The organism is Lutimaribacter marinistellae (assembly GCF_042648365.1).
In the GTDB taxonomy this organism is placed as follows: domain Bacteria; phylum Pseudomonadota; class Alphaproteobacteria; order Rhodobacterales; family Rhodobacteraceae; genus Lutimaribacter_A; species Lutimaribacter_A marinistellae.
This window is the reverse complement of sequence record NZ_JBHRXI010000048.1, coordinates 33,593-47,412: the sequence shown is the minus strand read 5'-3', so window position 1 is coordinate 47,412 and position 13,820 is coordinate 33,593. Positions and strand designations below refer to the sequence as shown.

Annotated in this window: 11 protein-coding genes; 6 read left to right on the top strand and 5 right to left on the bottom strand. The window is 60.7% G+C overall.

Annotated features, from left to right (window positions below; all coding sequences use genetic code 11):
• The first annotated feature begins 93 nt into the window (after positions 1 to 93).
• Entirely contained in the window at positions 94 to 1,113 is a 1,020-nt protein-coding gene (locus ACFORG_RS20995) for a ribose-phosphate pyrophosphokinase (RefSeq protein WP_386737532.1), read from the top strand.
• On the opposite strand, the gene ACFORG_RS20990 is transcribed toward ACFORG_RS20995, so the two are convergent.
• The gene (locus ACFORG_RS20990) at positions 1,101 to 1,664 is read right to left on the bottom strand and encodes a TetR/AcrR family transcriptional regulator (RefSeq protein ID WP_386737531.1); all 564 of its coding nucleotides are present in this window, start codon (positions 1,662 to 1,664) and stop codon (positions 1,101 to 1,103) included. The genes ACFORG_RS20995 and ACFORG_RS20990 overlap by 13 nt on opposite strands.
• 198 nt (positions 1,665 to 1,862) lie before the next feature.
• Between ACFORG_RS20990 and ACFORG_RS20985 the strand changes: the two genes are divergently transcribed.
• Complete coding sequence (locus ACFORG_RS20985; RefSeq protein ID WP_386737530.1) at positions 1,863 to 2,426, top strand: carboxymuconolactone decarboxylase family protein; 564 nt, start codon at positions 1,863 to 1,865, stop codon at positions 2,424 to 2,426.
• A gap of 81 nt (positions 2,427 to 2,507) precedes the next feature.
• Here ACFORG_RS20985 and ACFORG_RS20980 read toward each other — a convergent pair whose 3' ends face one another.
• Positions 2,508 to 2,858 carry an H-type lectin domain-containing protein gene (locus ACFORG_RS20980; protein ID WP_386737529.1) on the bottom strand — a complete coding sequence of 117 codons (351 nt, stop codon included), beginning with the start codon at positions 2,856 to 2,858 and terminating at the stop codon, positions 2,508 to 2,510.
• Between the two features lie 916 nt (positions 2,859 to 3,774).
• Here ACFORG_RS20980 and ACFORG_RS20975 point away from each other — a divergent pair.
• Positions 3,775 to 5,853, top strand: a complete 2,079-nt coding sequence (locus ACFORG_RS20975; RefSeq protein ID WP_386737528.1) for a hypothetical protein — start codon at positions 3,775 to 3,777, stop codon at positions 5,851 to 5,853.
• A 372-nt stretch (positions 5,854 to 6,225) separates the two neighbouring features.
• On the opposite strand, the gene ACFORG_RS20970 is transcribed toward ACFORG_RS20975, so the two are convergent.
• Positions 6,226 to 7,215 (bottom strand): helix-turn-helix domain-containing protein, encoded by a 990-nt coding sequence (locus tag ACFORG_RS20970; RefSeq protein WP_386737527.1) that lies wholly within the window; start codon positions 7,213 to 7,215, stop codon positions 6,226 to 6,228.
• A gap of 259 nt (positions 7,216 to 7,474) precedes the next feature.
• On the opposite strand from ACFORG_RS20970, the gene ACFORG_RS20965 reads away from it, so the two are divergent.
• The 3 genes from ACFORG_RS20965 (at position 7,475) to ACFORG_RS20955 (ending at position 11,422) form a co-directional block, all read left to right on the top strand.
• Positions 7,475 to 9,187 (top strand): sulfatase-like hydrolase/transferase, encoded by a 1,713-nt coding sequence (locus tag ACFORG_RS20965; RefSeq protein ID WP_386737526.1) that lies wholly within the window; start codon positions 7,475 to 7,477, stop codon positions 9,185 to 9,187.
• A 150-nt stretch (positions 9,188 to 9,337) separates the two neighbouring features.
• On the top strand, positions 9,338 to 10,420 hold the full coding sequence (locus ACFORG_RS20960) for an HlyD family secretion protein (protein WP_386737525.1): 1,083 nt from the start codon (positions 9,338 to 9,340) through the stop codon (positions 10,418 to 10,420).
• A 264-nt stretch (positions 10,421 to 10,684) separates the two neighbouring features.
• On the top strand, positions 10,685 to 11,422 hold the full coding sequence (locus ACFORG_RS20955; RefSeq protein ID WP_386737524.1) for an outer membrane beta-barrel protein: 738 nt from the start codon (positions 10,685 to 10,687) through the stop codon (positions 11,420 to 11,422).
• A gap of 472 nt (positions 11,423 to 11,894) precedes the next feature.
• Here the strand turns inward: ACFORG_RS20955 and ACFORG_RS20950 are convergent, their stop codons facing one another.
• Positions 11,895 to 12,332, bottom strand: coding sequence for a F0F1 ATP synthase subunit epsilon (locus ACFORG_RS20950; protein WP_386737523.1), 438 nt, complete (start codon positions 12,330 to 12,332; stop codon positions 11,895 to 11,897).
• A gap of 12 nt (positions 12,333 to 12,344) precedes the next feature.
• Complete coding sequence (atpD, locus tag ACFORG_RS20945; protein WP_386737522.1) at positions 12,345 to 13,769, bottom strand: F0F1 ATP synthase subunit beta; 1,425 nt, start codon at positions 13,767 to 13,769, stop codon at positions 12,345 to 12,347.
• Positions 13,770 to 13,820 lie beyond the last annotated feature (51 nt).

The following is a 13,820-nucleotide window of genomic DNA, read 5'->3' as shown; positions in this document are numbered from 1 at the left end:
CCGTGCTTGTCTTTGCGCGACGGTAGTCGCGTGCTAAGCGGTGTCAACATCACGAATCTGTCACAGACGCCTTCGCTGCCGGGGAAACAGCCTATGCCGACACTTACCGAGCCCAAGCTTATCGCTGGGAACGCCAACCAACCGCTGGCCAATGCCATCTCGCGCCGGATGAGCCTGTATCGCGGGGTAGACCAGCAATTGGTCGATGCGCGGGTCGAACGTTTCAACGACGGCGAAATCTTTGTCGAGGTGTTCGAAAACGTCCGCGGCGAGGACATGTTCATCATCCAGCCGACCTCGAACCCGGCCAATGACAACCTGATGGAGCTGCTGATCATCGCCGACGCGCTGCGCCGGTCCTCGGCCGCGCGCATCACCGCGGTGATCCCCTATTTCGGCTATGCCCGCCAGGACCGCCGGACCAAGGCGCGCACGCCGATCAGCGCCAAGCTGGTCGCCAACATGCTGGTAGAGGCCGGCGTCGAGCGGGTTTTGACGATGGACCTGCATGCCGCGCAGATCCAGGGCTTTTTCGACATCCCGGTCGACAACCTCTATGCCAGCCCGATCTTCGCACTGGACGTCCGCACGCAGTTCAAGGGGCAGATGGACGAGCTGATGGTCGTGTCCCCGGACGTGGGCGGCGTGGCCCGTGCCCGCGAGCTTGCCAAGCGGATCAACGCCCCGCTTTCGATCGTCGACAAGCGCCGCGAAAAAGCCGGCGAAGTGGCCGAGATGACGGTGATCGGGGACGTTCAGGACAAGATCTGCCTGATCGTCGACGACATCTGCGACACTGCCGGAACGCTTTGCAAGGCGGCGCAGGTGCTGTTGGACAAGGGCGCGAAAGAGGTCCACGCCTACATCTCGCACGGCGTGCTCAGCGGCCCGGCCGTGGAACGGATCACCAACTCCGTGATGAAATCGCTGGTGGTCACGGATTCGATCCAGCCCACGCAACCCGTGCTGAACGCGCCCAATATCCGGATCGTGCCGACCGCGCCGATCTTCACGCAGGCGATCCTCAACATCTGGAACGGCACCAGCGTGTCATCCCTGTTCGAGGACAAGACGCTTACGCCGATCTACGAGTCGCTCTATCACATGGATTGAGCCTGGGCGGGCCGCGAGATGCGGCCCAGCTCTTCGGCTAGATCGGCGCATAGCGCGCGCATCGGTGCCGGATCCGTCTGGCGCTGAGCCTGAACCTTGAGGCCAAAAATATAGGTCTGCACCCGCCGGGCGAGGCGTTCCGTATCGCACTCGGCCGGCAACTCTCCCATCTGGCGGGCTTTCTGCAGGGCCTTGGTGATTGCGTCTTCGATGCGGTCCAGATGCCCCGTTATGAAGCTGCGCAACGCGCCCTCCTCCGGCACTTCGAGCAGCGACTTCACCAGCATGCAGGCCGTCGAGGGCCGTTCGGACGGGGCAAGCTCCGCTAGGTTCAAAAGGTGCTGCTGCAAGGCCGCCAGCGGCGAGGGGCTTTGATCGATAAGGTCGGCCAGCTCGGCCCCCATCCGCTCGGAATATCGATCGAGCGTTGCCCGAAACAGCGCCTCCTTGCTTTGGAACGCCGCGTAGATCGAGCCGGGCCGCATGGCCAGCTCCGTCTCGAGATCCTTCAGCGAGGTGGCATGATAACCCTTCCTCCAGAAAAGGTTCATCGCGGCGTCAAGCGCCCGCTCCCGGTCATATGTCGCAACTCTTGGCATAAGGGTGAGTCTAATACGACCAACGGCGCGCGAACAGGTCTTCACGAAATGTTGTTGAGCGATTGCTCAAATACGATCTTGAGTGATCGCTCAAGAATGGTCAGGTTGTCGGCATCCGATTCACGGCAACCCAGAAAAAGGAGCCTGACCATGAGCAAGTTCGAAAAACTCGACGAAACCACCGCCTCCGAGGCGGCCCTGCCCCTGATCGAGAAATCCAAGGCAGCGTTCGGTCGCCTGCCCGGTCTGCATGCGGTAATGGCGCGCGCGCCTGCCCTGCTCGACGGCTACCAGGTCCTGCATCGCCTGTTCGCCGAGGAGACCTCCTTCGACGCCGAAGAGAAAACCGTTGTCTGGCAGACGATCAACGTCGCCCATGAATGTCACTATTGTGTTCCGGCCCATACCGGGATTGCGAAGGCCATGAAGGTCAGCGACGAAATCTCGAACGCCCTGCGCGACGAGACCCCGCTGCCCACCGCAAAGCTCGAGGCGCTGCGCACCTTCACCCTCGCCATGCTGGAAAGCCGTGGCAACCCGACCGAGGCGCAGCTCGAGGCGTTCTATGCTGCGGGCTACGGCGAGCAGCAGGTGCTCGAAGTCATCCTTGGCCTCGCACAGAAGGTGATGAGCAACTACACCAACCACGTGGCCGACACACCTGTCGATGAGCCGATGAAGAAATTCGCCTGGACGCCGAAATCTCAGCGCTGATGGCAATACATGGGGTCGCCGGATCGGCGGCCCCATTGCGGATCCATGCGGCCGTATGGGACCAGTCCGTTTGATGGCGGGTCAGGGAATATCCCAGTCATCCTCGCCGCTGACGTCACCGATGGCCATCCACGTGGCCCGCGCACGGGCGACGCGGGTGTCGTGCCAGGTTCGGAACACGATCTCGAACCCTTCGCGGGTGATGCTTTCGGCGGTGATCTCTGCCCGGACCGCAGCAGTATTGTCGATATCCCAAAGCGAGATCGTGACATGCACGGCAGGGACGGATCGGAACGGCTCGGCGAAGGTCACTGGCGTTCTGCGCTCCCGGTCGCCTGAACCGGTCCACATTTCCCCGTCATCCTCAAAATCCGAGAAGAGCGGGACATCGCCTTGATCTATGCCTATCGGATGCGTTCGGAAATATTTCATTCGGGCGTCTTTACACGGGATTTCAACAGCCTAGCCCGGGTTCATTTCAAATGCGAGCATGAAAAGACCCGCCCGACCGGTTGCGCGACGCTCATCAACGCTGCGCACGGGCACCAATGTCGGACTTGCGGCCGAGCGCGTTCGGTCCAATCTCCCACTCCGCCCGCAGCGGACAGCAACACGCCCGAGATCAGGCAGCACCAAAGAAAAAGGGCCCGGTCGAGCGTGACGCATTCCGTACGGTGGGAGCCTTGAAAACAAGGACCTGTCGCGTGAAGCGCGGCAGGTCTTTGCTATTTATTGATGAATCGCGGCAGCCACGCCAAGGAAATCTGCAGGAAATCCGAAACTTTTTCTCGGGGATTTAGACCCTGACCGCTTGAACGAAAAAATACCTGGCATCCCAGACGTTTCTTCTTCTGGTTCTAGAAAAATAGCCAATATCCTTTGATCACAAGCTTGTCCTTCGCACGAGGCGGAGATCCAGGACGACTGTCCGTATCGACCTAAAGCCATGTGGATTTTCTGGTTCTTGGTCGTAAAACGACTAAAGCAAACCGCGGATGTCCGAGGTTCTGATGACCAGCTTGGCAACGTTCAACTTCAAGCTCTCGCAGCTCTGTCCGGGCGCTGGACAGCATCGCATCAAAACATGCGGGAACCCCGGCTGTTCGAACTTCGGACAGCCGTTGACCAATCGTGGCACACGCAGGTCCACATGGCAGAAAACGAGACCGGACCTGACGCCAGAGCAGATGAAGTTCGTTGAGAAGCATGGGCCGGGTGCCTACAAGCTTGCCGGCGCTGACAGGAAGCATCTTCGGGTCTCTCGGGTGTTTGGATACGAAAATGATCCGCATGTCTGGTCCGACCAACGCACAGTCCGATGCCTTGGGCGAACCCACGACGGGCGCACGTGCGACTCCGGTTTCTCCATCCTGTCTCGGATCACCTGGATGAGGAGATCGACAGGCTCAGGAACTACAACGGCGTACTCGACGGGCCATCGTGCGGAGCCTGTGGAAAGCGCTTCCTGGATGATCCTGACGAATTCGCCCTCGACGGTGTCCATGAGCGGTCGAAAGACAGCAATGGTAAGCCAATCCGCAAGAGAAAGACGCCTTCGTCTCTTCGCGTGCTTCACAAGCCGTGCCGGGGGCAGAAGGGTGCGCGATTCTCCGTTTCGCTGCCCCACGCCGGGCAGAAAACGACGGCCGACAACCTCAGGACTCTCGGCGCGGTGCTAAACAGCGCGGGGATCGTCGACATACAGCGGATGATCGGGACCGCCGCAACCGGCAAGAAGATCGGCATGTCCCGGATCTACGACCGGATCGAATGGCTGGAAGGGGTCTTTCTGGCCTACGAGCGCGAGATGCTGCGCCGATGGAAGAACAAGGTTGATCGATGCGGTGAAGCCGTCGAGCACCTTTTCAGCCACGACGACATGGTCCTCACGGTGAACTGGGAGACGTCGACGGATCGGCGGAACACGCAGCTCAACTGTGCGATCACTGCGGACGCTCGCAGTGGATATGTCTATCGGCTCGACGTCGATTTCGACCCTCGCGCCACGCCTCTGGACATGTTCAACGCCAAATACCTCGGCAAGGACGGCTTGCCGCAGAATCTCGAGCATCTCTATCCGGACAGCAAGGTGAAGGCGGCCCCGAAGTTCTCGTGGCAACGGCCGACTGGCCGGTGTCACGAGCCGCAGTTCTTCGCGGCCTGCGTGAACGAGCTCAAGACATTCCAGAGCCGAGCAAAGCGCCGCATGCCGAGGAAGGGCGATGCCCAGAAGGCTGCTCGAGACAATGTGATCGAGCGTACGAACAGCATGATCGAAAATATCCGGACGATCTCGGAGGGGTGGTTCGGGTTCCCGATCGACACCTCCGAAGAGCGTGGCTCGTTCAAGGGCGTCACGACCAGGGATATTTACACGAAGGGCGCTCATTTCGCGCTCCTGAAGGAGATGCTCCCGCGAGGGTCGATCGTTCTGACCACCGAGCAAGAGGCCACCTTGCCGCCCCTGCTTCCACATATCTTCGACGAGGAGATCCGGGAGGACCGGTTCGCTTGGCTGGCCATGACCTTCAACAAGAAAGCCACGAAACCGGAAAAGCTCGGCAAGGTGAAGGAGTATCGCAAGGCGCGTAAGCAGTTCCATAACGAGGGTATGTATGCTGGCCGCTTCGACTTCGAAACGGACCCGCAGACAGTGAGCGAGGCATTCATCGCCGACCGCATGAAGACGGCGCTTCGAGGAACCGCTACGGCGTTCCAGATCTCTAACTATCAGTCCGTGCTCTTTCCTTCGCTCTGGGTTCGGTCCTCGACCCAGGCGAGTGGAGAGATCGACAAGGTCGTCGGGTTTCCCATCCTGCCCCGCCACCTTCGACGGAAGCTGAAGCAAGTTCCTTTCGACCAGGAAGAGCTCAGCCAGGACCTGCGCGAAGAGATCGCGCCATGGGTCTACAAGGCGACGCTTCAACCGGTCAGCTCCTTCATGAACTCTTTGCGCGAGAGGATGAGCGTCGCTGCCCGAGCCGGAAGTGGAGGCGCCCGCGTCGGCGGCTCCTTCATTCAGGGCGCGATTTTCAACCCCAGGACGTTGATCGCACTCCTGAACATCTATCGCGTTCACTACAACTTCTTCGAGCCGCGGCCATACGCATGCCCGTACGAGGAGATCGACGACCTGGTCGATCCTCCGAAACTGTCACCGCGCGCATTGCGAATACCGGGGACGGATGAGTTTGTGGATGTCCCACCGCGTGCGCGGCGCTCACGCGCGCGAATGACGCCGGCCATGCGCCATGGCATGGATGCTTTCACAAAGCGGAAAGATGGCACACAAGACCCACCGGACATCTACCGAATACTATATCGCCCATGGCTCTACATGGGGACCAAACTCGGCGCACGGTTTGAGAGATCCCGAGGGAGCAACAGAACGAAAGCTACCAGTCCTCGACAGGGGCAGGCCGTTTGAACTGAGTCTGCTCCGAGCCCAACCTGAACGCGTGCCGGGCAGCATTCTTTGCGTTTTCGCCATGGGCGCACCTGTAGTCACTCACGGCCCAGAGCGGCGATATATGATCTTTACCGGCGCTGCTGCACAGCTTCACCAGACGGACCATCCGTCCAAAGTGCAACATTTACGGTGTCTGCAGGTCCTTAGAGTGGACCGATCCGCCCTCAATGCCTGTAATCGCCTAAATCCTTTGCCGATAGCCAATCTTCGTTAAGGCGGCAACGCCTCCACTGCCGATCATCACGAGACTTCGGACCTCCCGGCGCAGTCTCCCAACGGTGTCATGCCACGCCGGGAACGCACCACCCAGAATTCGGCGATCTTCTTCGCTCAGATCTTCCGGTTCAGGTCCTCTGACGGGAGGCAATTGAAGATTTTTCGATAGTCCTTCGCAAACTGGCCCATATGCCAAAACCCCCAGCGGTTCGCCGCATCGGCGACCCTGTTGCCATGCCTTCCGGACAGCAGATCCTGCCGCACCCTGTTCAGGCGCAGATGGACCTGATAAGCTTTAGGACCCATCCCGAACCGTTCAATGAAGGCGCGCTGCAGCGTCGGAAGGGATGAATCGCAGAGCACGCAAAGCTCGCGTATGCCCGGTGGGGTATCGGCCCGAGCATCCATGATTTCGAGGGCACGTTGCAGCACCCTGTCTCGCATGCGCGATGTGCCCTCATCGCGCGCTCCATCGGCTTGCAACGTCGCGAGAAGGAGCGCCAGGGCGAGCTCTTCTTCAAGTTCCGTCTGGGGGCCGCATGCCATTTCGCTGGAGAAATCGGTCAGTTTGCGCCGAAGATGCAGGGCGGCCCTGGGCCTTGATTCCAAATCCAGAACGGTCGGCTGTCTCGCCTCTGGCGATGGCTCGAAGCCAAAGTCGCCCGCAATCCGATCGAACGCCGCCTGGCCGATGCTGATCGTAAACGCAGCAAATCCTGACTCACTGACACCGTCGAACTCGTGGCCCGCTCCAAAGCAAACAAGGGGCAGCCGTGGAGCGGGTCTTCGCCGCCAGCTCGAAAGCCCCCGCGGTTCCGGAAATCCGAACGTCAGCGTATCTCGAGGGGCCGAGCCGACCTGATGGACGCGGCTGCCCATCCGGAGCCACAGCGTCGACACCAACTGTCCGCTATTCACCGATACATGTGTTGCCCCGGAGCCCGGAGAGATCTGACGGAAATCCAAATCCCAAGAGGTGAACTCGCCGATCTCGTTGGGGTGCTGCAGGGCGGCAGTGGCGGGATGCAAGACGGTCATGACGTCCCGAAAATCGACGTTTTCTTGATGTGGCACTTGGCAACGATAGGCGATGTTTGCCTGCAAAGTCTATCTTGGATGTCGCAATGGCAAATCAGCACTCCCCGAGCAGCCAGGGACGCCCCTGCCTGCCTGGGTCACAGCGCAGAACGTCCCGCATCGTCATGATGGTCACGGAGCAGGAGCGCGCGGCACTGGAGGCCCATGCGGCGCGCGCGGGCTGCTCGGTCTCCACCGCGTGCCGGGAAATCGTCCTCGCCTCGATGGCGCGCGACTATCGGCACCGATTCCACACTAAATGAAACGATCTCAGGAAACGATCCCAATGTTACGATCTCTCTCTTGCTTGACGGCCTGCCTGTTCGCGGGCTCCCTGATGGCCCAGGATGGCCAGATCATCCACGACGCAGAATTCTTCGTATTGCAAAGTCAGAATGGCGAGCGATGGGCCGAAGAGGACGCGGCACTGGACGCACGCCTGGCCGAACTGGAAGCCGAACACGGTCGACCGCCCAACATCATCTACCTTCTGTGGGACGACCAACCTTTCGGGATCGTGGGGTTTCCCGGTATCCAAAAGAACCTCGGTTTCGAAACGCCCAATCTAAACGCAATGGCCGCCGAGGGCATCAACTTCACCCGCATGTATTCGGAACCTGCCTGCACACCGACACGGGCGGCCTTTCTGACCGGGCGGCTTCCCGTTCGTCACGGCATGGGCGTCGTCGGCATGCCGCACGAGTTCGCGGGCCTGCGGGGCGACGAGGTAACGCTGGCAGAAGTGCTGTCCGAGGCCGGCTATGCTACCGCGCATTATGGCAAGGGCCATCTGGGCGACGTTGAAGAAAGCTACCTGCACAACCAGGGCTTCGACGAGGCACTGTTCACGCCGATGAACCAGATTACCTCGCTCTATGATCCCCTTGGCACGGGAACCAATGCGGTCCTCGGCTTCGCCCCCGAACTGTCTCCGCCAGACCCCTACAAGCTGGATGATCCCGGTCTTGTTCCGGAAGGCTGGGTGCAGATCATCGACGGCAGGAAGGGCGAGTTGGGGGAGGAATGGGGCCTGCCCAACAATGAATGGTATGACAAGCTTGACGCTGAAAGCGAGAAACGGATGATCGATTTCATTCGCCGTAACGCCGACGCCGACCGTCCGTTCTTTGCCCAGTACTGGCCCAACTGGTTGAATTTCCTGAAACCGGATCTGGAAAAAACCACCCAGAACGGTGGCAAGGTCGCCGAGGCCTACCAACGTCTCGACGCCTTTGTGGGTGTGGTGATGGAGGAGCTCGAAACCCTCGGCATCGCCGAAAACACGATCTTTGTTGCAATGGCCGACAATGGCCCGATGGTGCACAACCCGCCACCAGGCTGGGGCATGACTCAGGTCATGTTCTCCGGCGGCAAGGGCGATTTCACCGAAGGCGGGGTCCGCGTGCCGGCCTTCGCCTGGTGGCCGGGCACAATCGAAAGCGGCCAGCTGGTTGGCGACATCGTCCACGTGACGGACCTGTTCACCACCTTCGCGCGGATTGGCAAGGCAACCGATTTTATCCCTCGCGATCGGGTGATCGACGGGATTGACCAGACATCTCTCTTGCTGAACGGAGATACGTTCTCGCGGCGCGACTTTGTTCACATCTACCAGGGACACACCCTCGCAGCGACCATCAAGGGGCGCTACAAGCAGCACTGGATCAGCTCTGACCCCGGCGCCGCGACCGGCATCGGCGCATCGTTCTTCGACCTGTACCAGGATCCGCAAGAGCACAATCCGCATCTTGTGCCGCTCATCCATACCTTGGGCCAGTTCAAGATGATGCGGGCGCGCCACGAACTGATGAAGGAGCAGTTTCCAGACAAACCGAATGCACGGGGGCTGCCGCTCACGGGGCTTTCGAATGCGCGCCCGGAAACGCTGGGCATCAGCGAGAAACTCGAGCGCAACTTCAGCCAGTTGCCATTCTCTGTGCAGGACTTTCTCGCGAAGGAACCGACATTCGAGATGATGGAGTTTGACTGGGGCAACTGACGCAGCAACCAGCGCCCGCAGGCGAGGTCCGAGCGACATCGCCTGCGGGCAAGGCATTACTCGCGTCTCGCGCCGCCGTTCCGGCAATCCAATTCGCGGCAAGCCCCGAGACCTGTTTACCCCACTTAAAGTAGCGAGATAAACCTGCTCATGTTGATTGTTCTCGGTCTCTATTTCGGCCTTGTCTGGCTCTTGTTCGCGAAGCTCAAGATCTTGCCCTGGAACGGTTTCTGGAAAGGCACGGTTTACACGATTGCAGTGATGATCGCGCTCGTCGTGATCGGTGCGCTCAATCACACGACGCCATCGGGGCCGATTTCGGTGCAGGGTACGGTCACAAGCATTGCTCCGAATGTTGCCGGACGCGTGATCGACGTGCCCGTGGAGGCAAATACCGTTGTCGCAGAAGGAGACGTTCTGTTTCGGCTCGACGATACTACGCAGGCCGCAGAAGTCGCGCGCCTGAGAGCGACGCTTGTGACCGCTGAAGCCTCAGCGGATCAGTTGAAGACAGACCTTGAAGCCGCAGAATCCGAAATCGCCGCCCTTGAGGCGCAGCTCAGTTTTGGCGTCGCTCGTCGCGATGATATCATTGAGCTCAACGAACGCGGTGCCTCGACGGAGTTCCAACTCCAGGAAGCCGTTTCCACAATCGATCAGCTTGAAGCCAACATGCGGGCGGCAGAAGCTCGCAAGCGTAGCCTCGAACTCAGAATCGCCGCAGAGATCGACGGAGTCGATGCCGGCGTCGCGGAAGTCCAGCAAGCCCTTGCTCAAGCGGAATGGGCGCTCTCTGAAACGGTCGTTCGGGCCCCGGCCGATGGCATCGTCACAGGCGTCTCGCTCCGACCCGGCAACCGCGCAACCACCATGCACGGAGCGATCAACTTCCTGATCCCGGGCGACCGCCAACTCGTTGCAACCCTACCTCAATCCAGCCTGACAAACGTCTTCGTTGGTGACACGATCCGAGTCGCCCTGGGCACCTTGCCCGGCACATCTTTCGAGGTGCCGATAGCTGCCTTGCCGCCAAGCACAGGCGAAGGCGTAATCGATGCACGAAGCGGGCTGCCCAGCTTGCGCGAGCTTGCCGGCACGGATCGGTATGTCGTGCTAATGGATCTGCCAAACGACCTCCCGGAGCAAGCCCTGCGCCTCGGGGCGTCGGGGACAGCCCTCGTAATCACCGAAGAAGCCGGCGCTATAGCTGTCCTCGCGGAGGTCCTCTTCTGAGTGTCCAAGATGCTCAATTACATCTGAGGTTTGTCGCATGCCGAACGTCAAGCCCGTGTGGACTGCCAAGTACCCAAGGCGAGCCTGCGTCCGGCATTCTCGAAGACCTACAGGTTCCGGGTCGGATGTCTTTGTGACTTCGCAACCCAAAACCACGCACCGAGCCTGTCTCATTCCATTTGAACAAGAAAGAAAGGGCCAAGACATGAAGCATTCCGCGCTTTCCGGTCGCCGGACGAAGCTCTCAGAAAGGAGACATCCATCGTGACCCATCATCGCCGCGGCCTGTCGGGGGCCGTTTTCGCTGCCTGCATCGCCGCAGGCGCCACGCCATCGACCGCGCAGGAAGGGTGGGACTTCAATGGGTACATCTACCTTTGGGGCGCCGGTATCGGCGGAGAGACCGTAACCGGACAGGACATCGAGGTCAGCTTTGGCGATATCGTCGACAATCTCGATTTCGGCCTTATGGGCAGCCTTGAGGCCAATAACGGGCCGTGGTCGATTTTTGGCGATGCGCTCTATCTCAGCGTGTCCAAGAACCAGGGCGCGGCTGTCGGCCCCGGTATTCCGGCCAACGCCGACGTGGATGTGTCCGGCCTCGTCCTGACGATGGGCGTGGGCTACGACCTGCTTGCCGAGTACACCCACCGGTTGAACGGGTTCGGCGGTTTCCGCGTCCTCGACATGGACACCACTGCCAATGTGGCGGTAGCAGGCGGCTCGCAGCGCCTTACCGACACGATCAACAATTGGGATGCCGTGGTCGGTCTGCGCGGCCAGGTCGCCTTGAACGAGCGATGGGATCTGCTCTATTACGCCGACTTGGGCACCGGCGACAGCGATTTGACCTGGCAAGCGGCCCTGGCGGCCGAATACAAGTTCACGAACTGGTCGTTGGGTGTGGGCTACCGGCACCTGTCATGGGAAATCGACAAGTCCAGAACGCTGAGCGATCTGGCGTTCTCGGGGCCGTACGTCGGCGCGAAGTGGTCCTTCTGACCGGCATTGCGACGCGCAGGCGAAGCATCGGTGAAGACGATACCGGATCCCGGCGGGTAAGGGCTCAAAGCCGTCTTGCGACGGTGCTCCAAAAGATCCCGGATTTGACCCTGCCTGAATGTCAGCTGTTTCTTCAGTGGCACGAAAGGTTCGCTGGTGCAGAGAATGGCTGCTCTCCGCCCTTCCTTCCGCGGGACTTCACATATGCGGCGCAAAGCGAGATTCTAAGGCGAATGGCGGGGAGGTTTCGCACAGCCCGTGTGGCATACAACAGCGCCCCGTAAGTTTCTACGGGGCGCCGCTCAATCAATGATTAAGTGAGCGATAGGTTTATCCAGCGCTTCCCCAGAAAGTGCCTTGCCCAAGGGGTGGCGGCCCTTACCCCTTCGCTACGGAGCGTCTTGCCTGACCTCCCACCACACGGAATGCGTCAGGTCGCGCGGGCCCTTTCATTCTCTCTCTGTCGTCGCGGTCAGGGCGCCGGAACGCGCGAGTCCACGGGCAGGCCGATATGATCACCGATCGCGACCATGTCGGCGAGCAGCTTGGCCGCCTCGTCAACCGCGTTCGGGTGGTCTTCCGTCTTGGCCTTTTCATGGGCCTGGCGGGCTTCGGCGACCATCTCGTCCATGTGCTCGCGGGTCATCTCGCCGCGCGGCACCGCACGTTCGGCCAGCACCGAAAGCGAGTCGGCGCTGATCTGGGCGAACCCGCCCGAGACAACGTATTCCTGCGTGCCATCGGGTCCTTCGACCGTCAGGACACCCGGACGCAGCGTGGTGATGGTTGGCGAGTGATCGGGCATTGCCGTCATGTCGCCATCCGCACCGGGGATCTGGACCGAGCTGACCTGGAGCGAGGCAAGCCTGCGCTCCGGGCTGACAAGGTCGAATTGCATCGTATTAGCCATCAGGGAAACTCCTTAGGCGGCTTCTGCGGCCATCTTCTCCGCTTTGGCTTTCACCTCGTCGATGCCGCCAACCATGAGGAAGGCCGCTTCGGGCAGGTGGTCGTACTCGCCGGCCACAACCGCCTTGAAGGACGAGATGGTGACGTCGAGCGGAACCTGAACGCCGGGAGAGCCGGTGAAGACCTGCGCAACGTCGAACGGCTGGCTGAGGAAGCGCTCGATCTTGCGGGCGCGGGCCACCGTCAACTTGTCCTCTTCCGACAGTTCGTCCATGCCGAGGATGGCGATGATGTCCTGCAGCGACTTGTAGCGCTGAAGAATCTGCTGAACGTCTGTCGCGACCTTGTAGTGCTCTTCGCCCACGATCGCCGGGTCAAGCAGACGCGAGGTCGAGTCGAGCGGGTCCACCGCCGGGTAGATACCCTTTTCCGAGATCGCACGGTTGAGAACCGTGGTCGCGTCGAGGTGCGCAAACGAGGTTGCCGGAGCGGGGTCGGTAAGGTCGTCCGCGGGAACGTAGATCGCCTGCACCGAGGTGATCGAGCCCTTCTTGGTCGAGGTGATGCGTTCCTGCAGCGCGCCCATGTCGGTCGCCAGCGTCGGCTGGTAGCCCACCGCCGAGGGGATACGGCCCAGAAGCGCCGACACCTCGGAACCCGCCTGCGTAAAGCGGAAGATGTTGTCGACGAAGAACAGAACGTCGGTACCGGACTGGTCGCGGAACTGCTCGGCCAGGGTCAGGCCGGTCAGAGCAACACGTGCACGCGCCCCCGGAGGCTCGTTCATCTGTCCGTATACAAGCGCCACCTGGCTTTCCGACAGGTTGTCGGGCTTGATGACGTTGGATTCGATCATCTCGTGGTAGAGGTCGTTACCCTCACGGGTCCGCTCACCCACACCGGCGAAAACGGAATAGCCCGAGTGCACCTTGGCGATGTTGTTGATCAGTTCCATGATGAGAACCGTCTTGCCCACGCCGGCGCCGCCGAACAGGCCGATCTTGCCGCCTTTCGCGTAGGGGGCCAGCAGGTCAACGACCTTGATGCCGGTGACCAGAACTTCGCTTTCGGTCGATTGCTCGTCGAAGGTCGGGGCGGGCTGGTGGATGGCACGGGATTCGTCCGCCTCAACCGGGCCCTTCTCGTCGATGGGCTCGCCCACGACGTTCATGATGCGGCCAAGGGTGGCGTTCCCGACCGGAACCGAGATCGGCGCGCCGGTATCGGTCACGGCAGCGCCGCGGACCAGGCCCTCGGTCGCGTCCATCGCGATGGTACGCACGGTGTTTTCGCCCAGGTGCTGCGCGACTTCGAGAACGAGGCGCTTGCCGTTGTTCTCGGTTTCCAGAGCGTTCAGGATCTCGGGCAGGGTATCATCGAACTGCACGTCGACGACGGCCCCGATGACCTGCGTGATTTTGCCTTTGCTATTCGCCATCGTTCGTCTTGACCTCTCAGGCTAGTAATTCGGTTTCTCGCCGTTGCCGGC

Coding starts and splice junctions, on each gene's coding strand:
- ACFORG_RS20995 (WP_386737532.1), top strand. CDS start 94: ATGCCGACACTTACCGAGCCCAAGCTTATCGCTGGGAACGCCAACCAA.
- ACFORG_RS20990 (WP_386737531.1), bottom strand. CDS start 1,664: ATGAACCTTTTCTGGAGGAAGGGTTATCATGCCACCTCGCTGAAGGAT.
- ACFORG_RS20985 (WP_386737530.1), top strand. CDS start 1,863: ATGAGCAAGTTCGAAAAACTCGACGAAACCACCGCCTCCGAGGCGGCC.
- ACFORG_RS20980 (WP_386737529.1), bottom strand. CDS start 2,858: ATGAAATATTTCCGAACGCATCCGATAGGCATAGATCAAGGCGATGTC.
- ACFORG_RS20965 (WP_386737526.1), top strand. CDS start 7,475: ATGTTACGATCTCTCTCTTGCTTGACGGCCTGCCTGTTCGCGGGCTCC.
- ACFORG_RS20960 (WP_386737525.1), top strand. CDS start 9,338: ATGTTGATTGTTCTCGGTCTCTATTTCGGCCTTGTCTGGCTCTTGTTC.
- ACFORG_RS20950 (WP_386737523.1), bottom strand. CDS start 12,332: ATGGCTAATACGATGCAATTCGACCTTGTCAGCCCGGAGCGCAGGCTT.
- atpD (WP_386737522.1), bottom strand. CDS start 13,769: ATGGCGAATAGCAAAGGCAAAATCACGCAGGTCATCGGGGCCGTCGTC.